Below are 26882 nucleotides of genomic sequence, written 5' to 3'. Positions count from 1 at the left end.
ATTTTCAGAGCGGTCGTTGATTTCCGAGCTCGATGAGTATCGGTAATAAATCCCACAAGAAATCAGGAACGACCATTCGATCAAAAACGAAATCGGCAATAGACACTTCATCCCCTACAAACGCAACGGCACATCTACCCTTTCCGCCGTAACAATCATTAATAGATGGGTCCAGGAATGGCTTGACCATCAACCAGACAAATGCACAAAACTGGCTTGCCGGCGCTGGGGATGTCCCTCCGAGTGATGCCTTGGTCAGTCAACGGTTGACGTCATCGCTAACTCGACTTAGGATCGTCTTACTGAACCCCGTACGCAGAGATTAAGTTCACTGGCAGTTGGTGGTGAAGAAACCGGCCTAGGCCGGTTTTTTCGTTTCTGAGGATTGAGTTTGTGCGTACCGCTTTCTTTGTTGATGGCTACAACGTGTTCTATGGATTGCTCGCGGGTACCCCATACAAATGGCTCAATCTGAAAGGCTTGCTGGGCCATGTCGCCCACATCGAGAACCCACAAAATTCACTCATCTCGGTTGATTACTTCACCTCATCTGTCAAACCAGAACTTGCCACTCGCGGCAGAGTGTCCAAAGAAGCTCAAGACACCTATGTGCGTGCTTTAAAAGCGACTAATGTTGCCGTTCACTATGGTCGCCATAAACTTGAGCCAGCTAAAGCACCTCGCTTCATTGACAGAAAGACCGCCGCCTCTCGCCAAGACAAGATCGACATCTGGAAGCTTGAAGAAAAAGAAACGGATGTCCACATCGCAATCAGCATGTATCGCACTGCGGCAAGGCAGGCCAAGCTCCATTTCCATGAGCAAATCGAACAGCTAGTCCTGGTATCCAGCGACACCGATATGACTCCAGCCCTGAGAGCAATTCGAGAAGATTTCCCAGACATAAGAGTTGGAGTCATTCTTCCTCATCGAGCCGAGTTAAACCGTCCATCACCAGGCTCTTTAAAGGAGCACTCACACTGGATGCGACGTGTCGTAACCTCAGAAGAGCTGCAGTCGCACCAGTTTCCAGTTCGTGTGGCTACTCATAAGGCACCCGCGATCAAGCCGGATTATTGGTAACGGCCCCTGCCACCGGATACACCGACTCCCATCCCCCACCCAACGCCTTGTACAACCCGACCATCGCCAACGACACCCCGGTCGAGCTCTCGACCCATTGCTGCTGGGTCGCCAGCAATTCGCCTTGCACGGTGAGGACGTTGACGAAATCCACCACCCCTTCGACGTATTGCTGTTGTGCGGTGCGCAGAGCGATCTGGTTTTGGCGTACGGCTTCGGCGAGGCTGTCGCGGCGCAATTGGCTGGCGTTGTAGGCGGTGAGTTGATTGTCGATTTCATGCCAGGCCCGCAGCACGGTTTGCTGGTAAGCCAGGGCCGCTTCCTGTTGTTGGGCTTCGCGCAGGTGCAACACGCCCCGCAGCCGACCGCCGTCGAACAGCGGCAGGCTCAATTGCGGACCGATGCCGAACGAGCGCGAGCCCCAGGAGCCGAAATCGCTCAGTTGCAGGGCCTGCGAACCGATGTTGCCCGACAGGGTGATGCGCGGATAGAAGTCGCCTTTGGCCACGCCGATATTGGCAGTAGCCGCATGCAGACGGGCTTCAGCCTCACGGATGTCGGGGCGGCGCTCGGCCAATTGCGAGGGCAAGCCGATGGCGACCTGGCGCGGGGTTTGCGGCATGGGAGCGTCTGTGGATAACTCGGCGGACAACGCTTGCGGCGGTTCGCCCATCAACAGGCTCAGCGCGTTGATCAGTTGCGACTGACGCTGCTCCAGCGCCGGTAAACGCGATTCGATGGCCGCGACTTGCGCGGCGGCTTCGGCGACGTCCAGATCCGTCGCCACACCGTCAGCCAGGCGCAGTTGCGAGAGTTTCAAACTATGCCGGGCGACGTCGAGGTTCTGCTCGGTGACAGCCCGGGTGCTTTGCACACCGCGCAGTTGAATGTAGTCCTGAGCCGTTTCGGCGAGCACCGACAACAGCACGCCGCGACGATCGTTTTCCGCCACCTCCAGGGTGGCATCGGCAGCTTCGGTTTCGCGGCGTACACGACCCCAGAAATCCAGTTCCCAGGAAGCGGAAAAGCCTGCATCCCACAGGTTGTACGCCGAGTCGCCGTTATTGCCCGACGGATCGTTCAGGCCTTCACCGCTGTTGCGTTTGCGCCCGTAGCTGCCGGTGGCGGCGGTGTTGGGATAGCGCTCGGCGGTGATTACCTGGCGCGCGGCGCGGCTTTGTTGCAAGCGGCTGCTGGCGAGTTTCAAATCGAGGTTGTCGGTCAGGGCGCGCTGGGTCAGAGCCGAGAGTTTCGGATCGTGGAACACTTCCCACCAGCGTTCGTCCATCTCGTTGGGAACGACCTGACTGGCGGCGGCTTTGGCCGGTTTCGACCATTGGGCGACTTGCTGTGCCTGAGGGCGCTGGAAGTCCGGTCCGACGGTGCAGGCACTCAACGAAAGCAGGTTCAACACAATAGCGACAGAACGAATGCTAGCTCTGTGGCGAGGGGGCTTGCCCCCGTTGGGCCGCGCAGCGGACCCGAAATTTGCGAGCGCTGCGCACTCGAACGGGGGCAAGCCCCCTCGCCACAGGGATGTGCGATTAGCGAAGTTCATCGTTGTGCGACCTCATGCTCATCGGCCGTAGCGCTGGCAGTATCAATACTCGCCTCCACCGACATCCCCACCCGCAACCGCTCAGCCAATGGCTGGCCTGGATCGAGGATGATTTTCACCGGAATCCGTTGCACAACCTTGGTGAAATTGCCGGTGGCGTTGTCCGGTTTGACTGACGCGAAGGTCACGCCGGTGGCCGGTGCGATGCTCTCGACGCGTCCCTGCAGGGCTTCGCCACCAAGGCTGTCAACATGCACCTGCACGTTCTGCCCCGGCTGTACGTCGGTCAGTTGGGTTTCCTGAAAATTGGCAACCACATACGCCCGCTCCAACGGCACCACGGCCAGAATCTTGCTGCCCGGTGTGACATAGGCGCCGACCCGCACCGCGCGCTCGCCGACCATGCCGTCCTGGGGGGCAACGATGCGCGTATAGGACAGTTCATAGCTGGCCATTTCCAGCGCCGCTTGCGCTCGTTTCAGCCCACCTTCGGCGGCATCGCGCCGGGCGGTCAGGATCTCCACTTGTTTGCGTTCCGCCGCCAGCACCGCTGTGGCATTGGCCAACCGAGCGGTGGCCTGATCGATGCGCGTGCGCGCCTGCTGGGCATTCTGCACGGTGCCGGCGCCCACCCCGGCGAGGTGGTTGTAGCGGTTCAGTTCATGCTTGGCGAAAGCCATCTCCGCCTTCGCCGAAACCACCGTAGCCTGGGCCTGAGCGATCACCGACGTCTGGCGTTCCAGGGTCGCCCGGGCGTTTTGCAGCTGCGCCTTGGCCACCAGGGTTTGCGCGTCGGCGGCCTCAGCGGCAGCGCGCAGGTCGCGGTCGTCGATCAACGCCAGCAGTTGCCCGGCCTTGACCTGTTGGTTGTCCTCCACCAGCACTTCCTTGATGAATCCCGCCACACGCGGCGCCACCAGGGTGAAGTCCGCCGAGACGAAGGCATCATTAGTGCTTTGCTGTGTACGCTTGCCGAACAAACCCGGCGCCACCAGGTAAATCAACACGCCGACCACCATCGCTGCGGCAACGCCGACAGCGACTTTTTGCTTTGATTGAGTCGTCATAAAAACCTTCTGTTCCAGTGAAGCGTTCAAGTTGGCGCGCGCGGTGGATAAATCCGCGTCGGCAGCCAGAAAATCAGCAGGATCAGCGCCACTGCGACGCCGGCCATGCACTGATAAAGATCGGAAGAAGTCAGCACCACAGCCTGCTGATGCAGACGGTGAGCGAGGTTCGCGCTGGCGCTATCAACCAGAGGCGAGTTACCAAGGTTGTCCACCAGCATGCTCGAGTGGAAATGCAGCCTTGCGGTGGTCAGCGCGTCGATGACCCCGGTGGCGATCACCGCCGCCAGGCCTTTGACCGTGTTGAACCAGGCCGAAGCGAACGGTCCTTCCATCGGAGTAATGCTGCCGGTGGAGAGCATCAATAGCGGCAGCACGGCCATGGGTTGACCGAAAATCTGCAGCCATTGCAGGACATAGAAATCGTCACGAATCCACGCCGACGTCAGCTGCGAGCCGCCGAGGCAAGACAGCGCCAGCATGCTCAGGCCTATCCCCAGCACCCAGCGGCAATCGACCCAACGCAGGTTGCACAGCGCCGCCACCAACGGCAGCGCGATCAACTGTGGCAACGCCGCCAACAGCATGATTGGCGCCGTCTGCAGCGGGCGATAACCCTGGACCTGAGCCAGGTAACTGGAGGGAATGATGACCACCGCGAGCAACACCACCAGCACGCCGGCCAGGGTCATCAACGCGAACGACAGGTTGCGGATGCCGAGCATCTGCAATTTGAAGAACGGAATCGGTTGCGACCACTCGTTGATCAGGAACAGCACCAGCAGTAGCAGCCCGCCGCCGAGCAGTGCGCAGATCAGACTCGACTCGAACCAGTCCAGCCGATTGCCTTGCAGGATGCCGATCACCAACATGCAGATCGCCGCAAACCCCAGTAGCAAGCCACGCCAGTTGAATGACTTGAAGCGTTCCAGACGCAGCGGATCCTGAGGTAGACCGTAAGCCACCGCCGCCATGGCAATCAGACACGGCACGACGATTTGCCAGAAGGTCCATTGCCAGCCGACGTACTCGGTCCACAACCCGGCCAGCGGCGTACCGAGACCAGGGCCGAAGGTTGCCGTCAGGGCATAACCGGCCAGACCATAGAGCTTCACGTTGGCCGGCAGGAACCGCAGCGCAACGGTCATCAGCATCGGCGGCAACGCACCACCGGCCAGGCCCTGCAGGGTGCGCATGACCAGCAGGCTTTCATAATTCGGGGCAAACGGGCACAGCACGCCCAACAGAGTGAAGACACTGATGGCGCACAAGGTGAAGCGCCGCAACGAGAACGTCACCGAACACCAAGGAGCAAACGCCATGGCGGCCACCGAGGTCGCGGTGTAGCTGGCGACCAGCCAGGTGCCTTCGTCGTAGCCGATGGCCAACGCACCGCGAATGTCGGCCAGGGCGACCTTGGTCACCATCTCGTTCAGGCCTGACACCAACACCACCAGTAACACGCCCACCAGGCCGATGATGATTCGCGGGCCGAAGACCGGTGGTGCGACGGCGGTCGCTGGAGTAGTCGCAGCGAGAGGCGCCGTGACCGTGAGGGAAGTCATGTACTGCACGCTCCGGAAGGGGGATACCGAAGCATTTTAGGAAGCGCGGGGGCTTACGAAAATTGACTTATTGGCAGCTTATAAGTGCACTACACGCAATGGTTAAAGGCTGCGATCCCTTGATCTTCAAACCGGCTGTGCCGCCAGCCAGGTCTCGTCGCAACAAGCCTTGAGCGTTTCGCGCATCCAGCGGTGCGCCGGGTCTTTGTCGAAGCGCGGGTGCCAGGCCTGGGTCAGCATGAGGGTAGGTAGCGGAATCGGCAGGGTGAACGAGCGCAGCTTCAAGCCCAGGCGCCGCACACTCAGCAATGCTTCTTTGGGCACCGGCAGGATCAGGTCGGAATCCGGCAAGGCGAACATCGCCGCATGGAAACTCGGCGCAATCACCGCCACCCGCCGCTCCAGCCCCAAGGCGTTGAGCGCCGTGTCGATCGGCCCACGGGCGATCCCGCGACGGGACATGCTGATATGGGAAAAGCCGGCGTAACGCTCGGCGGTGATCTCGTCGTCGAACAGCGGATGGTCTTCGCGCACCAACCCGACAAAGTGGGTGGAGAACAGGTTTTGCACCTTCACTTCCGGCATCAGCGGTCGATTGTTGCTGACGCTCAGATCGATGCGCCCTTCGCGCAAGGCTTCATCATCCCCATCGCCCTCGGGAACAAAGCGCAGTTCGCAATGCGGGGCCTGGCGTTCCATCGTGTCGAACAGCTTGCCACCGTAGACACCCACAAAAAAATCATTCGCGCGAATACTGAACCGCCGGCGCAAACTGCCCAGGTCCACGTCATCGGCGGATCGGAACAGTAAAGCAGCCTGCTCCACCAGGTCCCGCACTTGCTCGCGCAACTCCAGCGCCTTGGGTGTCGGCACCAGGCCACGGCCGGCGCGTACCAGAATCGGATCGCCGATGGCCTCGCGAATCCGCGTCAGCGTCCGGCTCATCGCCGCCGGGCTGAGGTTCATCCGTCGCGCAGCGCCCACCACACTGCCCTCGTCGAGCAAGGCGTCGAGGGCGACCAACAGGTTCATGTCCGGGAGTTGCATGCTGAGCACTCATGGTTGGTCTGGATTAATTCAGACGCAATGCTAGCAGATCAAAAGATCACCGCTGCATCCCCCAACGCTTCACCGTCACCCGCTCCAACGTATCAAACACCAGATTCTCCACCAGCAACCCAATCAGAATCACCACCGCCAACCCGGCAAACACCTTGTCGGTGTACAGCTCATTACGGTTCTGGAAGATGTACCACCCCAACCCACCCTTGCCGCTGGTGGCGCCAAATACCAGTTCAGCGGCGATCAGCGTGCGCCAGGCGAACGCCCAGCCGATTTTCAAACCGGCGAGGATCGACGGCAACGCGGCCGGGATCAGGATGAACAACACGAAACGCATGCCCTTGAGGCCGTAATTGCGCCCCGCCATGCGCAGGGTTTCCGAAACGCCAAGGAACCCGGCATAGGTGTTCAAGGCCAACGCCCAGAGCACCGAATGCACCAGTACAAAAATCAGACTGTTCTGCCCCAGCCCGAACCACAGCAGCGCCAGCGGCAACAGCGCAATCGCCGGCAACGGGTTGAACATCGAGGTCAGCGTGCTCAGCAGATCGCGACCCAATTGCGTCGACACTGCCAGCGTGGTCAGGGCAAACGCCAGCACAATCCCGATCAGGTAGCCCTTCAACAACACCACCAGCGAAATCCACACCTTGCCCAACAACTCACCGCTGAGCAGGCCGTCGTACAGCGCGCTGGCGGTTTGCAGAAAACCTGGCAGCAGCAGGTCGTTATTCTGGTAACGGGCAACGGCTTCCCAGAGCAGCGCGAGCACAATCAGGATCAGGCTTTTACGCAACCAGCCCTGTTGCCAGAGACGCTGACCGAGGGGTAACTCACGCTCCAGCGGGACGCTCGTCAGCGGCTGCAAAACGGTTTCGTACTCTTTACGCGCGGATGATAACGGGCTCATCGGGCACTCCTTTCAATGGCTCAATAAGCGATGCGAATATCGGCGAAATCCAGCGCGCGCTCGGTTTCCGGTGACTGGCCTTCATCGAACAACAGCCGATGAATCCGCCGCGCCGATTCCTGGAACGCCACACCGCCGAGGCTGTGCAAATCGTATTGATGGCTGTGGACTTCGGCTCGTACCCGCCCCGGATGAGGCGACAGCAGCAGAATCCGGTTGCCCACCACCAACGCCTCTTCGATGGAGTGAGTGACGAACAGCAGCGTGAAACGCACCTCTTCCCAGAGCAGCAGCAACTCTTCCTGCATCTTGCGCCGGGTCAGCGCATCGAGGGCGGCGAAGGGTTCATCCATCAACAGGATTTTTGGTTGCATCGCCAACGCCCGGGCAATCGCCACCCGAGCTTTCATGCCGCCAGACAGGGTATGCGGATAGGCATCGGCAAACGCCGCCAGACCGACCTTGTCCAGATAGTGCAGCGCCCGCTCTTCAGCCTCTTTACGCTTGAGGGTTTTGGAAGCGAGCAGCGGAAACATCACGTTCTGTTTGACGGTTTTCCACGGCGGCAGCTGATCGAACTCCTGGAACACCACGATCCGGTCCGGCCCCGGCGCATCGACCCGCTGGCCTTGCAGGCGAATCTCGCCCTCACAGGGCGGGATGAACCCGGCGACCGCCTTGAGCAACGTCGATTTGCCGCAGCCGGACGGACCGAGCAACACAAAGCGGTCCGCCGGATCGATCTCGAAACTGACCTGATGGGTCGCTCGAACCACACGCGCAGGCGTGCGGTATTCCAGGCTGACCTGGTCGACCGACAGCAGCGCTTGCGCGGCCACGATCGGATTGCTGGCCGTGTGGCCTTGCAAGGGGGCGTTCATGTCGATCAGCTCCCTTGCAGCGGCTTGGCATCCTGGAAGAAGTAATCCTTCCACGAATCCGGTTTGTTTTTGATCGCGCCGACGCGGTAGAGGAACTCGGCCAGTGGGTAAGTGTTTTTCGGCGTGACGGTAAATTCGAACTGCGGGTTGTCGATGATTTTCAGCAACGCCGCGCGATCGATTTTTGCCTTGGTGACGCGGATGTAAGTGTCGGCCGCCGCACCTTTATCGTTCTGCGCAAACTCGGCCGCTTCAGTCAGCGCCGCGATGAAGGCTTTATAGGTTTTCGGGTTTTCGTTGCGGAACTTCTCGGTGGCGAACAACACGGTCGGCGAGTTCGGGCCGAGCAGGTCATAGGTGTTCAGCACCACGTGCACGCTGGGGTTTTCCAGCGCCTGATCCTGGAAGGGCGGGTTGGAGAAGTGCCCGGTCAACTCGGTGCCGCCAGCGATCAGTGCCGCAGTGGCATCCGGGTGCGGAACGGCGATGGTGTACTTGTCGAGGCGATTGAACTCTTTGTCGCCCCATTGCTTGGCCGCTGCGTATTGCAGGAAGCGCGACTGCACCGACACCCCGACCGCCGGCACCGCAATGCGGTCCTTTTCGGTGAAGTCAGCGATGGTTTTGACCTTTGGATTATTACTCACCAGGTAGTAAGGAAAGTTGCCCAGGGAAGCCACGGCCTTGACGTTCTGTTTGCCGTGAGTGCGGTCCCAGATGGTCAGCAGCGGCCCGACGCCGGCACCGGCAATGTCGATGGAGCCGGAGAGCAACGCATCGTTGACCGCCGAGCCGCCGGAGAGCTGGGTCCAGTCGACCTTGATGTCGATGCCTTCCTGCTTGCCGTATTTCTCGATCAGGTTCTGATCGCGCACCACGTTGAGCAGCAGATAAACGATGCCGAATTGTTCGGCGATACGAATTTCACCCTCGGCGTGGGCCACGGTCGGCGCCACCAGGCTGCCGGCGAGCAGGCTGAAACCCAGGCCGATAGCGGCGGCCAACGGTGCAAATGGAAGACGTTTGGACATGAGGGTTCTCCGAAATCAGAAAGGCGCGTCGCCCTGGATGGTGGTGCGATACAACTTGCGGCGCAGATGGCTGGGGCATCCGGCGGCGAGGTGAATCAGCGAGCGGTTGTCCCAGAACACCAGGTCGTGGGCCTGCCATTGATGGCGGTAAATGTTTTGCGGCAACACGCTGTGGGCGTAGAGCTCGTCGAGCAATTGTTTGCTCTCGTCTTCCGGCAAACCGACGATGCGGGTGGTGAAGCCCTCGCTGACGAACAACGCCTTGCGACCGTTTTCCGGGTGGGTGCGGACGATCGGATGAACAACTTCAGCGACCTGAGCCAGTTGCTCCGGCGTCAGGGTCGGACGCCAGTTGCCCTCGAATTTGCTCTCGCTGTAGCGCGCCGTGTAGGAATGCGCGGCCGAACGACCTTCGACGGCTTTACGCAGCGCCTCGGGCAGGCTGTCCCAGGCTTTGTGCATGTCGGCGAACAGCGTGTCGCCGCCTTCGGAGGGCAGCTCCTGGGCATGCAGCATCGAGCCCAGGCTCGGCAGTTCTTTATAAGAGAGATCGGAGTGCCAGAACTTGCCGGCATCACCGAGGCCGATGGATTGGCCGTTTTCGATGATGTTGGAAACGATGAGGATTTCCGGATGCCCGGCCAGCAGGAATTGCTTGAGCACGTGGATCTGCAACACGCCGAAACGGCGGCTGAAGGCGATCTGCTGTTCGGGGGTTATGCGCTGGTCGCGGAACACCACCACATGATGATCCAGGTGCGCACGGTGGATTCGGGAGAAGTCCTGGTCATTGATTGGGCGGGACAAATCCAGGCCGATGATTTCGGCACCGACGGCACCGCTGAACGGGCGGATTTCGAAGGCTTGCGACGCGAGGGTAGCGGCGCTTGTTGGCTCAGGCTTTGGGGAAAAAGAGACAGCTGGCATAAAAATCACTCCCACGCACGGCGCGCTCAAGGGCGCGCGTCGATCAGAAACTCACGGAGGTCCCGTGTTGGTTCGTGTCGTGCGGCGCGCCGATTGGTCGGCAGGTACGCAGGGAAGTGACTTTATAGGTATAAGAATTTAAATTTAAATACCGTTAGCGAATAACGATATGGCTTTTGAAGTGTGGTGTCTTTGAGGACGCTTTCGCGGGCAAGCCTCGCTCCTACAGAAGCCCCGCGTCCTGTAGGAGCGAGGTTTGCCCGCGAAGAGGCCATCAGCCTCACCCGAAAACTACCGCTCGTGCAACGCCTCGGCGCGAGCCCGGATAATCGGCTTGAGCAAATAACTGAGTATGGTCTTCTTGCCGGTAATGATATCCACCGACGCCACCATCCCAGGAATGATCAGCAACGGCTTCTCATCCGTCCCGAGGTGGCTGCGCTCGGTGCGCAGTTTGATGATGTAGTACGTGGTCTTCTTGTCTTCGTCGGTGATGGTGTCGGCACCGATCTGCTCCAGCTTGGCTTTCAGCCCGCCATAAATGGTGTAGTCGTAAGCCGTGAACTTCACCGTAGCCTCTTGCCCCGGATGCAGGAAGGCGATGTCTTGCGGGCGAATCTTGGCTTCCACCAGCAAGGTATCGTCCAGCGGCACGATTTCCACCAGGTCGCTGCCCGGCTGAATCACACCACCGATGGTGTTCACCAGCAACTTGTTGACGATGCCCCGTACCGGCGATGTCACCAGCGTTCGGCTGACCCGGTCTTCCAGCGCTTTGCCGGTCGCCTGGGCCTTGTTCAGGTCGGTGCGTGCTTCGTTGAGTTGAGTCAGGGCTTCGCTGCGGAATTTACCGCGAGTCTCATCGATCTTGCGCTGCACTTCCTTGATCGCCGATTCGGCGCGAGGGATCGCCAGGGTGGTGGCGTCCAGTTGGCCGCGGGTTTCGACCTCGGCACGCTTGAGTCGCAAAACCTCAACCGGGGACACCGCGCCCTGAGCCACCAACGGCTCGGACATGGCGATTTCCTGACGCTGCAAGGACAGGCCGCTGCGGTATTGGGCCTGTTTGGAGGTGAACTCACGCAGCTCCTGCTGCTTCTGGATCAACTGTTCCTGCAAGCCACCGATCTCATCGTGCAATTGCTGACGACGACTGATGTACAACGACTGTTCGCTGGCGGCCTGGCCGGGTACGGCTTTGAGCACATCGGCGGGAAAATTCAACGGACGGTCATCGACCTCGGCGCTCAAGCGCTCCACACGCAACAGCATCGACAGCCGATCGGCCTCGGTTTCGCCAACATTGGAGGCGAACCGCGTGTCGTCCAGACGTATCAGCGGCGCACCAGCCTCGACGATTTGCCCTTCCTTGACGAACAGTTCGGAAACGATGCCGCCCTCAAGGTTCTGGATTTTCTGGATCTTCGACGACGGAATCGCCTTGCCGTCGCCCTTGGTGACTTCATCGATCACCGCAAAATTGGCCCACAGCATCAGGAACACGAAGAAGCCGATGATCGCCCAGATCGTCAACCGCACCACGCGCGGGGCGTCCTCGATCAGCGCTTTGTTGACCTCGGGAAGGGGTTGGCCTTGCAGCGACGCGGAGCCTTTGAAGTAGCGGCGGATGGATTCTTTGACCCCGGACTTAAGCAACACTGATCTGCCCCTTTTTCAACGCTTCCATCACGGCGGCTTTCGGACCATCGGCGAGAATCTGCCCGCGGTCGATCACCAGCAGGCGATCCACCAGCGACAACAGCGAAGCCCGGTGCGTCACCAGCACCACGGTCTTGTTTTCCACCACGGCAGCGAGGCGTTGTTTCAGGCGCTCTTCGCCAGTGTTGTCCATGGCGCTGGTGGGTTCGTCCAGCAACAGGATCGGCGGGTTGAGCAGCAACGCTCGGGCCAGGGCGACATTCTGGCGCTGACCGCCGGACAGGTTCTGCCCACGCTCACCTACTTGCAGTTCATAACCTTGCGGGTGCAGGCGGGCGAACTCATGGACGCCGGCCAGCTCCGCGGCTTGCAGCACCAATTCGTCTTCGACATAGCGCGCGCCCGACACCAGGTTGTCGCGCAACGTACCGGCGAGCAATTGGATGTCCTGGGGCACGTAGCCAATGTTGTGGCGCAGTTCGCTGACGTCGATCTGGCGGATATCCACACCATCCACCAGCAACGCGCCGTCGTCCGGCTGATAGAGGCCCACCAGCAGTTTGGCCAGGGAGCTTTTGCCCGAGCCGCTGCGACCGATGATGCCGATCTTCTCGCCTGGCTTGATGATCAGGTTGATGCCCTTCAGCGCGGGGTTCTGTTGATTCGGATAGGTGAAGGTCAGCTGACGGCATTCAATGGCGCCTTGCAGGACCTTGCGGCTCAGCGGGCGCTCGTCGAAATTGCGCTCCTGGGGCAACTCCATCATCTGATCGACCGAGGTCATGGTCACGCGGGCTTGCTGGTAGCGGGTCAGCAGACCGGACAGCGAGGCCAGCGGGCTGAGGGCGCGACCGCTGAGCATGTAACAGGCGATCAAACCGCCCATGCTCAGGTTGCCGGCAATGATCTGGTACACGCCGAAGACGATCATGATCACCCCGGCCAATTGCTGAATCAGCAAGGTGATGTTCATCGCCAGACCGGACAGCATTTTCACCCGCAGCTCAAGGCGGCTGAGGGTGCCGATAGTCTGTTCCCACTGATATTGGCGTTCGCTTTCAGCGTTGTTGACCTTGACCGCATCAAGACCGGCAAGGGTTTCGATCAGGCTCGACTGGCGCTCGGCGCCCAGGGCCATGGTTCGCTCCATGGTCGCCACCAGCGGCTTCTGCAAGGCATAACCGATCAGCAGCGCAATCGGGAACGCCAGCACCGGAATCCACACCAGATGCCCGCCGAGGATCGCGATGACCAGGAAGATCAACAGCGTAAATGGCAGGTCGATCAGGCTGGTGAGGGTCAGCGACGCGAGGAAGTCGCGCAGGCTCTGAAATTCATGGATGTTCTGGGCGAAGCTGCCGACCCGCGCCGGGCGGTACTTCATGGCCATGCCGACGATGCGCTCAAACAGCGTCGCTGAAATGATCAGGTCGGTTTTCTTGCCGGCCAGGTCCAGGCACAGACTGCGCAGGCTCTTGAGAATCAGGTCGAACACATAAGCGCCGGTGATGCCGATGGCCAGCACCCAAAGGGTCGATTCGGCCTGGTTCGGCACCACGCGGTCATAGACATTCATCACGAACAGCGGCGCGGCCATGGCGATGATATTGATCAGCAGACTGGCAGCGATGGCGTCGACGTACAGCCAGCGCGAACGCTTGAGGGTGTCGCGAAACCACGAACGCGCGCGGGGGATCAGCGTGCCGTGATTGACGTCGAATTTGTGCTGGGGTTGGGCGAAGAACACTTTGCCGATGTAGTCGTCGGCGAGCAGTTCACGACTGACGCAGACTTCGCCACCATCGCTTTCACTGAGCAGCAAGCGGGCCTGGTCTTCACCGTGCCAGCCGAGCAGCACCGCACTGCGTCCGTCCTTGAGCAGCAACAGCGCCGGCATGGCGATTGCCGGAATCTGCTCCAGTTTGCGTTGCAGCACCCGCCCTTGCAGCCCGGCGCGAGCGGCTGCACGAGGCAGCAGTTCGACGCTCAGGCGCTGTTTGGGCAACGGCAGGCCGGTGGTCAGCATCGCCGCGCTGGCCGGCTTCTGGTGCAAAGTGCAGAGGGCTAGCAGGCCGTCCAGTAACGGATCGTCATGCAGCGCGCGTGGATCATGAATGAGTTGAACTCGACTGACTTCTGATTCCACGCTCGACACTCTTGGCTAGCTAACAGTTGAAATGGGGCAGGACTCAATTCATCCCAGGCAGCTGGACCTTGGGCTTCACGTCATTCTGCACAACGGATGCCAACGGTGCGACCACGCCCTGACTTTTGAGCAATTCGCCCATGGTCGCCTTGATTCGGTACTGAGTAAATAACTGAATGTTTTTGATCTCGACCAGCCGACGGGAAGCGGTGAACAGCTCGTTTTCACTGTCGAGCAAGTCAAGCAGCGTCCGTTCGCCGAGGCTGAATTGCTTCTGATACGCGCCGCGCACGCTGGCGCTGCGATCGACATATTGCTGGGCGATCGGCACCTGGGCGTTGGCGTTGTTCAAGGCATTCCAGGCCAGGCCCAGTTCTTCATTCAACACACGCAGGGCGTTGTTGCGGATATCCAGCGCCTGGTTCGACAGGTAGGACTTGGATTCCAGATCGGCCTTGTTGCTGCCACCGGCGAACAAATTGAAGCGCATGCGCAGCATGGCCTGCCATTCGTTGTTGTGACCGTTCTGACCATCGAGGTCGTTGTCGGCGGTGCGACCCAGCTCGGCATCGAAGCGCGGGTAGAAGCTCGACTTGGCGGCTTCGTACTGTTTCTCGGCAGCAGCGATATCCGATTCGGCGGAACGCAGGATCGGGCTGTTTTCCAGCATCTGCGCCCGGGCTTCATTCAGGTTGGCCGGCAACAGCGCCATAAAATCGGCAGGCCGCTCCAGTTGATCGGGCATTTGGCCGACGGCACTGAGGAAGTTGGTCTGGGCGTCTGCCAGGTTGGTCTGCTCGGTGATCAGGTTGTTGCGGGCCTGGGCCATACGCGCTTCGGCCTGATCGAGGTCGGCGCCGCTGCCCACGCCGCGCTGGGTACGCAATTTGATCTGGTCAAAAATCCGTTCGTGGTTTTTCAGGTTGTCTTCGGCCAGGCGCACGAACTCGCGGCGGGTCAGCACATCGAGATAAACCTGAGCCACGGTCAACGCGGTGCGTTCCGAGGTGCCCATCAAGGAATAAGCACGGGAATTAACGGTGGCTTGTTGACGCCCCACTTCGCTGGACGTCGCAAAACCGTCAAAAACCATCTGCGACAGACGTAAACTTGACTCGCTACGGTTCAGCGTTTCCCAGTGGTTGCTGCCGCCAGCGGCACGGGTGGTGACGCTGTCGGTGCCTTCGCGACCATAACCGCCCAGCAGATCGACCCGTGGCAGGTATCCACCTTTTGCAGCCTTTAATTGATAATCCGCGGCCAGCCGACTATTGACCCCTGCCTGGATTTCCGGATGGACATCCAGTGCCTGTTGCATGGCCTGCGGAAGGGTTTGCGCCTGAACAACGCTGGCGGCAAAGGCGAAGGGTAGAACCTTGAACAGGTGCAAACGCATAGTTGGAATTTCCCGGGACTTCTTGTCTTGAATCACTGCAGAACATGGCGCTGCATCGCATGGTGGCAACCGGAATGACCGTATGTCGGAAAGTTCAAAATCGGAACTGGATCACACGCTGTAGGACAGGTCGCCGCATAAATATCAATGTGACATTACTTGGACGATTGTTTAGGATGGCTCCCATAAGGTCAATAGTTTGGCATAAAGTTAATTTCGAAAAAATATAGCCAAATTATTGACGATTCGCGCGTCAAAGTTATGCATCGAATTTTGTAAGAACGTCCAGCCCCGATCGGCGAACACGCCCGAGCGGTTCATGGAAGTCAACTGAACGTGACACCCGGAGAGTCTTCAATGAGCAGTGTTGTTGCCATCGTCAAAAGCATTGTTGGTCAGGTTTTCGCGGTGTCCCCAGAGGGCATCCGCCGCGTACTCGTTGAAGGCGACCGGTTGTTTGTGGGCGACCAGGTGGACACCGGTGCCGCCGGCGCCATTACCCTTGAACTGGCTGACGGCCGGACCCTGGACCTGGGCCGCGACACTCAGTGGAGTGGCAGCAATCCGGACTCCAGCACCGACCTTGCGCAAGCCACCGCACAAGCGGCGCCATCGGTTGACGAACTGCAGCAAGCCATCGCTGCCGGAGCCGACCCGACCACCGCGCTTGAAGCCACTGCTGCCGGCCCGACCGCCGCGAGCGCGGGCGGCGCTGCCGGTGGCGGCCACAGCTTCGTGGCTCTGGAGGCAACCGCTGCCCGGGTCGATCCGACCATTGGCTTCCCGACCGCAGGCCTCGCCACTGCGGCTTCGGCAACACAAAACACCACCGGTGGTCAGACGGCCGATACCAGCACCAACGCCCTGCGCGAATCAACGCTGAGCCTGAGTGCCACGCCGACCATCACAGAGGCCGGTGGCGTGCTGGTTTACACCGCGACCCTGACTCAGGCACCGCTGACCGACCTGACCATCACCCTGTCCAATGGCGCGGTGATCGTGATCACAGCCGGCCAGACCACCGGTACCGTCAACGTTCCGCTGGCGCCGAACGACACTGTTTATAACGATCCGACCCAGATCGACGTGACCGTCACTGGTACCACGGGCGGCAGCGGTATCGTGGTCACCCCGCCGACCACTCCGGCCGTGACCCAGGTCACCGACACCATCGACACCACCACTGTCACGCTGACAGCGGGCCCAAGCGTCACCGAAGGTGGCCAGATCACCTACACCGCCACCCTGACCAATCCGGCGCAGACGCCGGTTACCGTGACCCTGTCCAACGGTTCAACCATTACCATCGCCGCTGGAAACACCACCGGCAGCGTGGACGTGCCGACGCCGGCCAATGACGTCTACAACAACGGCAGCACCGTCAGCACCACCATCACCGGCGCTACCGGCGGCAACTTCGAGAACCTGGTGCCGAACCCGACACCTGCCGTCACCACCATTACCGATTCCGTCGACACCACCACCGTCACCCTGACGGCTGGCTCGACTGTCACCGAAGGCGGTCAGATCACCTACACCGCGACCCTGACCAATCCGGCGCAGACGCCGGTTACCGTGACCCTGTCCAACGGTTCGACCATCACCATCGCTGCTGGCGACACCTCCGGCAGTGTCAACGTTCCGACACCGGCCAACGACGTCTACAACAACGGCAGTACCGTCAGCACCACCATCACCGGCACTACCGGCGGCAACTTCGAAAACCTGGTGCCGAACCCGACCCCGGCCGTCACCACCATTACCGATTCCGTCGACAATACCGGCCTGACCCTGACCGCCACCGGCAGCGTTACTGAAGGTGGCCAGATCACCTACACCGCCACATTGACCAACCCGGCGCAGACGCCGGTCACCGTCACCCTGTCCAACGGTTCGACCATCACCATCGAAGCCGGAAAAACCACCGGTTCCGTGAATGTCGAAACCCCGGCCAATGACGTTTACAACAACGGCAGCACCGTCAGCACCACGATCACCGGTGCGACCGGCGGCAACTTCGAAAACCTCGTACCGAGCACCACGCCGGCCGTCACCACCATCACCGACTCGATCGACAACACCGGCCTGAGCCTCAGCGCCACCGGCACCGTCACTGAAGGCGGCCAGATCACCTACACCGCCACATTGACCAACCCGGCCGGCACGCCGATGACCGTGACCTTGAGCAATGGCTCGGTCATTACCATCGAAGCGGGCAAGACCACCGGCAGCGTGACGGTCGACACCCCGGCCAATGACGTCTACAACAACGGCAGCACCGTCAGTACCACCATCACCGGCGCTACCGGCGGCAACTTCGAAAACCTGGTGCCGAACCCGACCCCGGCCGTTACCACCATTACCGATTCCGTCGACAATACCGGCCTGACCCTGACCGCCACCGGCAGCGTTACTGAAGGTGGCCAGATCACCTACACCGCCACTTTGACCAACCCGGCGCAGACGCCGGTCACCGTCACCCTGTCCAACGGTTCGACCATCACCATCGAAGCCGGAAAAACCACCGGTTCCGTGAATGTCGAAACCCCGGCCAATGACGTCTACAACAACGGCAGTACCGTCAGCACCACCATCACCGGCGCTACCGGCGGCAACTTCGAGAACCTCGTACCGAGCACCACGCCGGCCGTCACCACCATTACCGACTCGATCGACAACACCGGCCTGAGCCTCAGCGCCACCGGCACCGTCACTGAAGGCGGCCAGATCACCTACACCGCCACATTGACCAACCCGGCCGGCACGCCGATGACCGTGACCTTGAGCAATGGCTCGGTCATTACCATCGAAGCGGGCAAGACCACCGGCAGCGTGACGGTCGACACCCCGGCCAATGACGTCTACAACAACGGCAGCACCGTCAGTACCACCATCACCGGCGCTACCGGCGGCAACTTCGAAAACCTGGTGCCGAACCCGACCCCGGCCGTTACCACCATTACCGACTCGATCGACAACACCGGTCTGAGCCTCAGCGCCACCGGCACCGTCACTGAAGGCGGCCAGATCACCTACACCGCCACCCTGACCAACCCGGCCGGCACGCCAATGACCGTGACCTTGAGCAATGGCTCGGTCATTACCATCGAAGCGGGCAAGACCACCGGCAGCGTGACGGTCGAAACCCCGGTCAATGACGTCTACAACAACGGCAGCACTGTCAGCACCACCATCACCGGCACCACCGGCGGCAATTTCGAGCAACTGACCCCGAGCACCGAGCCAGCGCTCACCACCATCACCGACTCGAAAGACGACACCGGCCTGAGCCTGTCGGCGTCCGCCGAAGTGGCCGAAGGTGGTCAGATTCTGTACACCGCGACCCTGACCAATCCGGCTGGCACGCCGGTCACCGTGACCTTGAGCAACGGTGCCGTGATCACCATCGCCGCTGGCGCGACCACCGGCAGCGTGAGCGTCACCGCCCCTGCCGATGACGTTTATAAAGATGCCGGCCAGGTCGAAGTGACGATCAAGGATGCGGCGGGTGGCAATTTCGAGAATCTGGTGACTGACTCGACGGCCGCTGTCACCAGCGTGACCGATACCATTGATACCAGCACTGTATCGCTGACTGCTACCGCGGGTGTTGTTGAGGGTGGGACCGTGGTCTACACGGCTTCCGTAACCGCTCCGGTGACTGGTTCACCAGTGGTCGTCACCCTGTCCAACGGCCAGACCATCACCATTCCAGTCGGTTCGAGCAGCGGTTCTGTCAACTTTGTTGCACCCAACGATGCGTTGGCGGGCGGCAACTCCCTGAGCGTGAAGATCGACGACGCCAAAGGCGGCAATTACGAGAAACTGGAAGTCGACGGCAAGTCGGCGGACACCTCGGTGACCGACACACCGGACACCACGACCCTCAGCCTGTCGGCAACCGACTCGGTGGCTGAAGGCGGTTCCATCGTTTACACCGCGACCCTGACCAATGCCGCTGGCACACCCGTGACCGTGACCCTGAGCAACGGCGCCGTCATCACCATCGACGCCGGTAAAACCACCGGTTCCGTCACCGTCCCGGCTCCATCCGATGACGTTTACAAAGATGCGGGTACGGTCCAGGCCACCATCTCCACCGCCACCGGTGGCAATTTCGAAAACCTGGCCACCAGCCCAGCGGCAGCGGTCACCACCGTCACCGATACCATCGACACCAGCACCGTTTCGCTGACTGCGACCGCGAACGTGGCCGAGGGCGGGACCGTGGTGTACACCGCGTCCGTCACTGCTCCGGTGACTGGTTCGCCAGTGGTCGTCACCCTGTCCAACGGCCAGACCATCACCATTCCAGTCGGTTCGAGCAGCGGTTCTGTCAACTTTGTTGCACCCAACGATGCGTTGGCGGGCGGCAACTCCCTGAGCGTGAAGATCGACGACGCCAAAGGCGGCAATTACGAGAAACTGGAAGTCGACGGCAAGTCGGCGGACACCTCGGTGACCGACACACCGGACACCACGACCCTCAGCCTGTCGGCAACCGACTCGGTGGCTGAAGGCGGTTCCATCGTTTACACCGCGACCCTGACCAATGCCGCTGGCACACCCGTGACCGTGACCCTGAGCAACGGCGCCGTGATCACCATCGACGCCGGTAAAACCACCGGCACCGTCACCGTCCCGGCTCCATCCGATGACGTTTACAAAGACGCGGGCACGGTCCAGGCCACCATCTCCACCGCCACCGGTGGCAATTTCGAGAATCTGGTGCCGAGCACTGCCCCGGCGGTCACCACCGTTACTGACACGATCGACACCAGCACCGTTTCGCTGACTGCGACCGCAAACGTGGCCGAGGGCGGGACCGTGGTGTACACCGCGTCCGTGTCGGCGCCGGTCACCGGTTCGCCAGTGGTTGTGACCCTGTCGAATGGCCAGACCATCACCATTCCAGTCGGCGCCAGCAGCGCCAGCGTCAACTTCACCGCACCGAACGATGCCTTGGCTGGCGGCGGCTCTTTGAGCGTGAAAATCGACGATGCCAAGGGTGGTAACTACGAGAAACTGGAAGTCGACGGCAAGTCGGCGGACACCTCGGTGACCGACACACCGGACACCACTACCCTCAGCCTGAGCGCAACCGACTCGGTGGCTGAAGGTGGTTCCATTGTTTATACCGCCACCTTGAGCAATGCCGCCGGCACGCCAGTGACCGTGACGCTGAGCAACGGCGCCGTGATCACCATCGACGCCGGTAAAACCACCGGCACCGTCACCGTCCCGGCTCCATCCGATGACGTTTACAAAGACGCGGGCACGGTCCAGGCCACCATCTCCACCGCCACCGGTGGCAATTTCGAGAATCTGGTGCCGAGCACTGCCCCGGCGGTCACCACCGTTACCGACACGATCGACACCAGCACCGTTTCGCTGACTGCAACCGCGAACGTCGCCGAAGGCGGCACCGTGGTGTACACCGCTTCCGTGTCGGCGCCGGTCACCGGCTCGCCAGTGGTTGTGACCCTGTCGAATGGCCAGACCATCACCATTCCAGTCGGCGCCAGCAGCGCCAGCGTCAACTTCACCGCACCGAACGATGCCTTGGCTGGCGGCGGCTCTTTGAGCGTCAAGATCGACGACGCCAAGGGCGGCAACTACGAGAAGCTGGAAGTCGACGGCAAGTCGGCGGACACCTCGGTGACCGACACACCGGACACCACCACCCTCAGCCTGAGCGCGACCGACTCGGTGGCTGAAGGCGGTTCCATCGTCTATACCGCCACCCTGACCAATGCCGCCGGCACGCCAGTGACCGTCACGCTGAGCAACGGCGCGGTGATCACCATCGATGCCGGCAAAACCAGCGGCACCGTCACCGTTCCGGCTCCATCCGATGACGTCTACAAAGACGCCGGCACAGTCCAGGCGACCATCTCCACCGCCACCGGTGGCAATTTCGAGAATCTGGTGCCGAGCACTGCCCCGGCAGTGACCACCGTCACCGATACCATCGACACCAGCACCGTTTCGCTGAGTGCGACCGCGAACGTCGCCGAAGGCGGAACCGTCACTTACACCGCAACCGTCGGTGCGCCAGTGACGGGTAGCCCGGTCACCGTGTCCCTGGCCAACGGCCAGACGATCACCATCGATGTCGGCAAAACCACCGGTACCGTGACCACCGCCGCGCCGAACGACGCATTGACCGGCCATGCTCCGCTGACCAACTCGATCACCAACGTCAGCGGCGGCAACTACGAGAACCTGGTGGCGGACAAAACGCCGGTCAGCACCACCGTGACCGACACCGTCGACACCACGACCCTCAGCCTGAGCGCAACTGACTCGGTGGCTGAAGGCGGTTCCATCGTTTACACCGCGACCCTGACCAACGCCGCCGGCACGCCAGTGACCGTCACGCTGAGCAACGGTGCCGTGATCACCATCGACGCCGGCAAAACCACCGGCACCGTCACCGTCCCGGCTCCATCCGATGACGTTTACAAAGACGCGGGCACGGTCCAGGCCACCATCTCCACCGCCACCGGTGGCAATTTCGAAAACCTGGTGCCGAGCACTGCCCCGGCAGTCACCACCGTTACCGACACGATCGACACCAGTACCGTTTCGCTGGCTGCGACCGCGAACGTCGCCGAAGGCGGAACCGTCACTTACACCGCGACCGTCGGTGCGCCAGTGACTGGCAGCCCGGTCACCGTGTCCCTGGCCAACGGCCAGACGATCACCATCGACGTCGGCAAAACCACCGGTACCGTGACCACCGCTGCGCCGAACGACGCGTTGACCGGCCACGCTCCGCTGACCAACTCGATCACCAACGTCAGCGGCGGCAATTACGAAAACCTGGTGCCGGACAAAACGCCGGTCAGCACCACCGTGACCGACACCGTCGACACCACCAACCTCAGCCTGAGCGCATCCAACTCGGTAGCCGAAGGTGGTTCCATCGTTTACACCGCGACCCTGACCAACGCCGCCGGCACGCCAGTGACCGTCACGCTGAGCAACGGTGCCGTGATCACCATCGACGCCGGCAAAACCACCGGCACCGTCACCGTCCCGGCTCCATCCGATGACGTTTACAAAGACGCCGGCACGGTCCAGGCCACCATCTCCACCGCCACCGGTGGCAATTTCGAAAACCTGGTGCCGAGCACTGCCCCGGCGGTCACCACCGTTACCGACACGATCGACACCACGACCGTGACCCTGAATGCCACCGCTTCGGCAGCCGAAGGCGGAACCGTCACTTACACCGCGACCGTCGGTGCACCAGTGACGGGTAGCCCGGTCACCGTGTCCCTGGCCAACGGCCAGACGATCACCATCGACGTCGGCAAAACCACCGGTACCGTGACCACCGCCGCGCCGAACGACGCGTTGACCGGCCACGCTCCGCTGACCAACTCGATCACCAACGTCAGCGGCGGCAATTACGAAAACCTGGTGCCGGACAAAACGCCGGTCAGCACCACCGTGACCGACACCGTCGACACCACCAACCTCAGCCTGAGCGCATCCAACTCGGTAGCCGAAGGTGGTTCCATCGTTTACACCGCGACCCTGACCAACGCCGCCGGCACACCCGTGACCGTGACCCTGAGCAACGGTGCCGTCATCACCATCGATGCCGGTAAAACCACCGGCACCGTCAATGTCCCGGCTCCATCCGATGACGTTTACAAAGATGCGGGCACGGTCCAGGCCACCATCTCCACCGCCACCGGTGGCAGTTTCGAGAACCTGGTGCCTAGCACTGCCCCGGCGGTCACCACCGTCACCGATACCATCGACAAAACCGAAGTCAGCATCAGCGGCAGCACCTCGGTGACCGAAGGCCAGACCGCCAGTTACACCGTCAGCCTGACCCACCCGGCGCAGACCGAAGTGACCCTGAAAATCGTCTACAGCGGTACCGCCGCCGACGGTTCGGACTTCACCGGCGTGTACACCGTGAAGATCCCGGCCGGCGCCAGCAGCGCGAGTTTCAACGTCGCGACGCTGGACGACAAGCTCACCGAGGGTACCGAGAACTTCGTGGTCAAGATCGACTCGGCCACCGGCGGCAACTTCGAAAACCTCGCGGTCAGCAGCACCAACGGCAGCGTCAGCACCTCGATCATCGACAACGATGCCGCGCCGGTTCTCGACCTGGACGCCAACAACTCCAGCGGCGCCACCGGGGCCAACTACAACGTGACCTTCACCGAAGGCACCACCGGCCAGGGCGTCTCGATTGGTGACACCGACCTGAGCATCACCGACCCGGACAGCACGATGCTGACCGGCGCCACCATCGTGCTGACCAACCGTCAGCCGGGCGATGCGCTGAACCTCGGCAACAGTGTCAATGGCATCAGCATCAACGCCAACAGCCAGGACGGTACGGTCACCCTGACCCTGTCGGGCAACGCGACGCTGGCCGACTACATGCAGCAGATCAAAAACATCAGCTTCACCAACAACAGTGAGGATCCGAGCACCGTGCCGCGGATCATCACCGTGACGGTGACCGATGGCAGCAATTACTCCAACACCGCGACCACCACCGTCAACGTGGTGGCCGTGAACGACGCGCCAACTGCCGCGCCGGTTAACGTCACCGGTACCGAAGACACCCCGCTGATCCTCGGCTGGTCGACCTTTGGCGTCAGTGATGTCGACAGCCCGGCCGCCAACCTGGGGGTGAAAATCACTCAGCTGCCGGGCGAAGGCAAATTGCAGTACCTGGACGGTGCGACCTGGAAAGACGTAACGACCAACCAGACCATCAGCAAGGCCGACATCGACGCCGGCAAGTTGCGCTTCACGCCGGATGCCAACGAATCGGGCGTTGACGGCTACGGTGGCAGCGGCGTGGGCAATAACCAGACGGACTACGCGCAGATCAAGTTCCAGCCAACCGATGGTCAACTGCTGGGCAACACCGGTACGGTGAAAATCGACATCACACCGGTTGCCGACGCGCCATCCCTGAGCGTCGCGGACAACAGCGTCAAGTCCACCGGCCTGATCAAGGAAGTCTGGACCGGCCTGTCGGGCCTGGGCACCGATGGTAGTGGCGCGCCGTCCGGCACGCTGAAATCGGTCATCGACGCCGCAGGCACCCCGAACTCCACCGGCACCGTGACCAACGTGCAGTCCGACGGCGGTGTCACTGCCGGCACGGCCTCGAAAACCTCCGGCCTGATTTACCTCGAAGCCGGCAAGACATACACCTTCAGCGGCACCGGCGATGACAGCCTGTTGGTGACCATCGGTGGCAAGAACGTGGCCGCGACGACTTGGGGTGCAGGCGGCAAGCTGAACGGTTCGTTCACCCCGACCACCAGCGGTTACTACACCCTGGACATCTACCACCATAACCAGAGTGGCCCCGGCAGCTATGACGTCAACCTGTCGGTCAACGGCGGTACAGCGATCGACCTGAGCAGCGCCGGCGTACCGCTGTATACCGGCGTGGCGGATCTGGCCGCCTCTGGCGTGACGGTTTCCGACCTTCACGGCACCAATGGCGAAGGCTACTACGACGGTTACAAACTCAACGAAGGCGCCGAAGGCAGCAGCGTTCACCTATCCGCGATCAAGACCGCGCTGACCGACACCGACGGCTCTGAAAGCCTGAGCGTGAAGATCAGCGGCCTGCCAACGGGCTCGGTGCTCAGCGATGGCGCGGGCCACACCTTCACCACCACCAACGGCGAAGCCAACGTTACCGGCTGGAACCTCGGCAGCCTGACCGTCACCCCGCCGCCGTACTACAACGGCCAGTTCACCCTGACCGTGACCTCGACATCCACCGAAGCACTCGGCGGATCGGCACTGAGCACCGCGCAGATTCCGGTCACGGTATACCCAGCGGTCTACAACGCCGTGACCGCCACGGCGGCCGACGACACGATCACCGGCACTGACGGCAACGACATCATGGTCGCCGACATCGGCGGACTGACCGTGGTGCCGGGCACCAATTACAACATCGCGTTCATGGTCGACAGCTCGGGCAGCATGAGCAGCACGTCGATCAACGCCGCCAAGGATTCGTTGACGGCGGTGTTCAACACCCTCAAGCAAAGCCTGGGCGGCAACTCCGGTACCGTGAATATTTTCCTGGCGGACTTCGATAACCAGGTCAACAAATCGGTGTCGGTGAACCTGAACGACCCGAACGCGCTGACCTTGCTCAAATCCGTTCTGGATTCGATGTCGTCCGGCGGCGGCACCAACTACGAGGACGTGTTCAAAACCACGGCCAACTGGTTCCAGAGTGCCGACGCGCTTGCCAACACCGGCGCGAAGAACCTCACGTACTTCATCACCGACGGCAAGCCGACCTACTACCAGAGCGGCGAGCAAACCAACCCGACCTTGTACGGCAACGTGAAGCTCGACGACGTCATCACCACCACCAACTACAAGTTGGGCCAGACCTATTCCAACTACTTGGACAGTACTCACTACCTGACAATCGACAGCGCCGGCAACGTCACGCTGCAGACGCTGAAAAACTCTGGCCGCTGGAGCAGTTCCGAACTGGGCACCCTGCATGCCGAGGGTAACGGCACCTACGAGCTGTCCTATCGCGACGGCAACGGCAGCAGCACCGATTCCACTACCATCGACAATTCAAGCAGCAGCTTCACGTTGCTGAGCAACGTGTCGACGGTGGAGGCCATCGGCCTGAACAAGGACGTCACCCTCACCGACCTCAAGCCGTACGACTCGGATCAAACGCCACAAACCAACATCGACCCCAAGGACCTGGCCAACTCGATCATCGGCCATACCGAAGCGACGATGCCGGGTGCCGACACGGTCAGCGGCGGTGACGGCAACGACCTCCTGTTCGGCGATCTGGTGAGCTTCAATGGCATTGCCGGCGAGGGTTATCAGGCGATGCAGGCGTTCGTCGCCCAGCAAACCGGCGTCGACGTCAGCAAAGTCACCACCAGCAACGTGCACCAGTACATCACCGAGCACTACACCGCGTTCGACGTGTCTGGCGCCCACGATGGTAACGACACGCTGCTGGGTGGCGCGGGCAACGACATTCTCTTCGGCCAGGGCGGCAACGACCTCCTCGACGGCGGCAAGGGCAATGACATCCTGCTCGGCGGCACCGGCAATGACTCGCTGATCGGCGGTCAAGGCAACGACATCCTGATTGGCGGCTCGGGTGCCGACACCTTCATCTGGAAGGCTGGCGACACCGGCAGCGACGTGATCAAGGACTTCAAGGCCAGCGAAGGCGACCGCATCGACCTGCGTGATTTGTTGCAGGGTGAAAGCGGCAGCACCATCGACCACTTCCTGAAGATCACCACCGTGGACGGCGTGTCGTCCCTGCAAGTCAGCTCCGCCGGTAAGTTCAACGGCGCCGACGCGGCAGCGGCCACCCCGGATGTGACGATCAAACTGGAAGGTAACAATTGGTCCAGCGCCAGCATCAACTCGCTGATTGCCGGCAGTGACCCGACCATCAAGATCGATCACAACAACAGCTGATACGCAGGCTGACGGCCGCCCAAACCGGGCGGCCGTCACGTTTGTGCCCACCTCACGGGTGACGATTTCGTCGTCGCACCGCATACTCGCCTGCGTTGGCCTATGCTGCT

13 protein-coding genes are annotated in these 26882 nt (G+C 61.2%); 2 read left to right on the top strand and 11 right to left on the bottom strand.

What is annotated here, in order from left to right:
* Window positions 1-393: 393 nt before the first annotated feature.
* Complete coding sequence (locus AC1RL4_RS14960) at window positions 394-1083, top strand: NYN domain-containing protein (protein WP_019581661.1); 690 nt, start codon at window positions 394-396, stop codon at window positions 1081-1083.
* Here the strand turns inward: AC1RL4_RS14960 and AC1RL4_RS14955 are convergent.
* From AC1RL4_RS14955 to AC1RL4_RS14905, 11 genes are all read right to left on the bottom strand, one after another.
* The gene (locus AC1RL4_RS14955; RefSeq protein WP_230174078.1) at window positions 1064-2641 is read right to left on the bottom strand and encodes an efflux transporter outer membrane subunit; all 1578 of its coding nucleotides are present in this window, start codon (window positions 2639-2641) and stop codon (window positions 1064-1066) included. The two genes, AC1RL4_RS14960 and AC1RL4_RS14955, sit on opposite strands and share 20 nt — an antisense overlap.
* Window positions 2638-3708, bottom strand: a complete 1071-nt coding sequence (locus AC1RL4_RS14950; protein ID WP_230174080.1) for an HlyD family secretion protein — start codon at window positions 3706-3708, stop codon at window positions 2638-2640. The genes AC1RL4_RS14955 and AC1RL4_RS14950 overlap by 4 nt, the downstream gene beginning before the upstream one ends.
* Before the next feature lie 26 nt (window positions 3709-3734).
* The gene (locus AC1RL4_RS14945) at window positions 3735-5273 is read right to left on the bottom strand and encodes an MFS transporter (RefSeq protein ID WP_230174082.1); all 1539 of its coding nucleotides are present in this window, start codon (window positions 5271-5273) and stop codon (window positions 3735-3737) included.
* A 126-nt stretch (window positions 5274-5399) separates the two neighbouring features.
* Complete coding sequence (locus tag AC1RL4_RS14940) at window positions 5400-6320, bottom strand: LysR family transcriptional regulator (protein ID WP_019651583.1); 921 nt, start codon at window positions 6318-6320, stop codon at window positions 5400-5402.
* 58 nt (window positions 6321-6378) lie between these two features.
* Window positions 6379-7245, bottom strand: coding sequence for an ABC transporter permease (locus tag AC1RL4_RS14935; RefSeq protein ID WP_018929405.1), 867 nt, complete (start codon window positions 7243-7245; stop codon window positions 6379-6381).
* 20 nt (window positions 7246-7265) lie between these two features.
* The gene (locus AC1RL4_RS14930; protein WP_230174085.1) at window positions 7266-8126 is read right to left on the bottom strand and encodes an ABC transporter ATP-binding protein; all 861 of its coding nucleotides are present in this window, start codon (window positions 8124-8126) and stop codon (window positions 7266-7268) included.
* Between the two features lie 5 nt (window positions 8127-8131).
* Window positions 8132-9157: an ABC transporter substrate-binding protein gene (locus AC1RL4_RS14925; protein ID WP_028939517.1), complete on the bottom strand. Its 1026-nt coding sequence runs from the start codon at window positions 9155-9157 to the stop codon at window positions 8132-8134.
* 15 nt (window positions 9158-9172) lie between these two features.
* Window positions 9173-10084, bottom strand: coding sequence for a TauD/TfdA dioxygenase family protein (locus AC1RL4_RS14920; protein ID WP_018929408.1), 912 nt, complete (start codon window positions 10082-10084; stop codon window positions 9173-9175).
* Window positions 10085-10375: 291 nt separating this feature from the next.
* On the bottom strand, window positions 10376-11743 hold the full coding sequence (locus AC1RL4_RS14915) for an HlyD family type I secretion periplasmic adaptor subunit (protein ID WP_230174087.1): 1368 nt from the start codon (window positions 11741-11743) through the stop codon (window positions 10376-10378).
* Complete coding sequence (locus tag AC1RL4_RS14910; RefSeq protein WP_028939515.1) at window positions 11733-13889, bottom strand: type I secretion system permease/ATPase; 2157 nt, start codon at window positions 13887-13889, stop codon at window positions 11733-11735. The genes AC1RL4_RS14915 and AC1RL4_RS14910 overlap by 11 nt, the downstream gene beginning before the upstream one ends.
* 43 nt (window positions 13890-13932) lie before the next feature.
* The gene (locus tag AC1RL4_RS14905; protein ID WP_230174095.1) at window positions 13933-15285 is read right to left on the bottom strand and encodes a TolC family outer membrane protein; all 1353 of its coding nucleotides are present in this window, start codon (window positions 15283-15285) and stop codon (window positions 13933-13935) included.
* A gap of 357 nt (window positions 15286-15642) precedes the next feature.
* Between AC1RL4_RS14905 and AC1RL4_RS14900 the strand changes: the two genes are divergently transcribed.
* The gene (locus AC1RL4_RS14900) at window positions 15643-26772 is read left to right on the top strand and encodes a retention module-containing protein (protein WP_493119628.1); all 11130 of its coding nucleotides are present in this window, start codon (window positions 15643-15645) and stop codon (window positions 26770-26772) included.
* Window positions 26773-26882 lie beyond the last annotated feature (110 nt).

The organism is Pseudomonas sp. GW822-FHT07A10 (assembly GCF_058798795.1).
The sequence above is the reverse complement of the archived record's forward strand: the minus strand, read 5'-3'. Positions and strand labels throughout refer to the sequence as shown.

What these genes read in the sequence shown, in the direction of transcription:
- AC1RL4_RS14955 (WP_230174078.1), bottom strand. Translation starts at nt 2,641, where the DNA reads ATGAACTTCGCTAATCGCACATCCCTGTGGCGAGGGGGCTTGCCCCCG.
- AC1RL4_RS14950 (WP_230174080.1), bottom strand. Translation starts at nt 3,708, where the DNA reads ATGACGACTCAATCAAAGCAAAAAGTCGCTGTCGGCGTTGCCGCAGCG.
- AC1RL4_RS14945 (WP_230174082.1), bottom strand. Translation starts at nt 5,273, where the DNA reads ATGACTTCCCTCACGGTCACGGCGCCTCTCGCTGCGACTACTCCAGCG.
- AC1RL4_RS14940 (WP_019651583.1), bottom strand. Translation starts at nt 6,320, where the DNA reads ATGCAACTCCCGGACATGAACCTGTTGGTCGCCCTCGACGCCTTGCTC.
- AC1RL4_RS14935 (WP_018929405.1), bottom strand. Translation starts at nt 7,245, where the DNA reads ATGAGCCCGTTATCATCCGCGCGTAAAGAGTACGAAACCGTTTTGCAG.
- AC1RL4_RS14930 (WP_230174085.1), bottom strand. Translation starts at nt 8,126, where the DNA reads ATGAACGCCCCCTTGCAAGGCCACACGGCCAGCAATCCGATCGTGGCC.
- AC1RL4_RS14925 (WP_028939517.1), bottom strand. Translation starts at nt 9,157, where the DNA reads ATGTCCAAACGTCTTCCATTTGCACCGTTGGCCGCCGCTATCGGCCTG.
- AC1RL4_RS14920 (WP_018929408.1), bottom strand. Translation starts at nt 10,084, where the DNA reads ATGCCAGCTGTCTCTTTTTCCCCAAAGCCTGAGCCAACAAGCGCCGCT.
- AC1RL4_RS14905 (WP_230174095.1), bottom strand. Translation starts at nt 15,285, where the DNA reads ATGCGTTTGCACCTGTTCAAGGTTCTACCCTTCGCCTTTGCCGCCAGC.
- AC1RL4_RS14900 (WP_493119628.1), top strand. Translation starts at nt 15,643, where the DNA reads ATGAGCAGTGTTGTTGCCATCGTCAAAAGCATTGTTGGTCAGGTTTTC.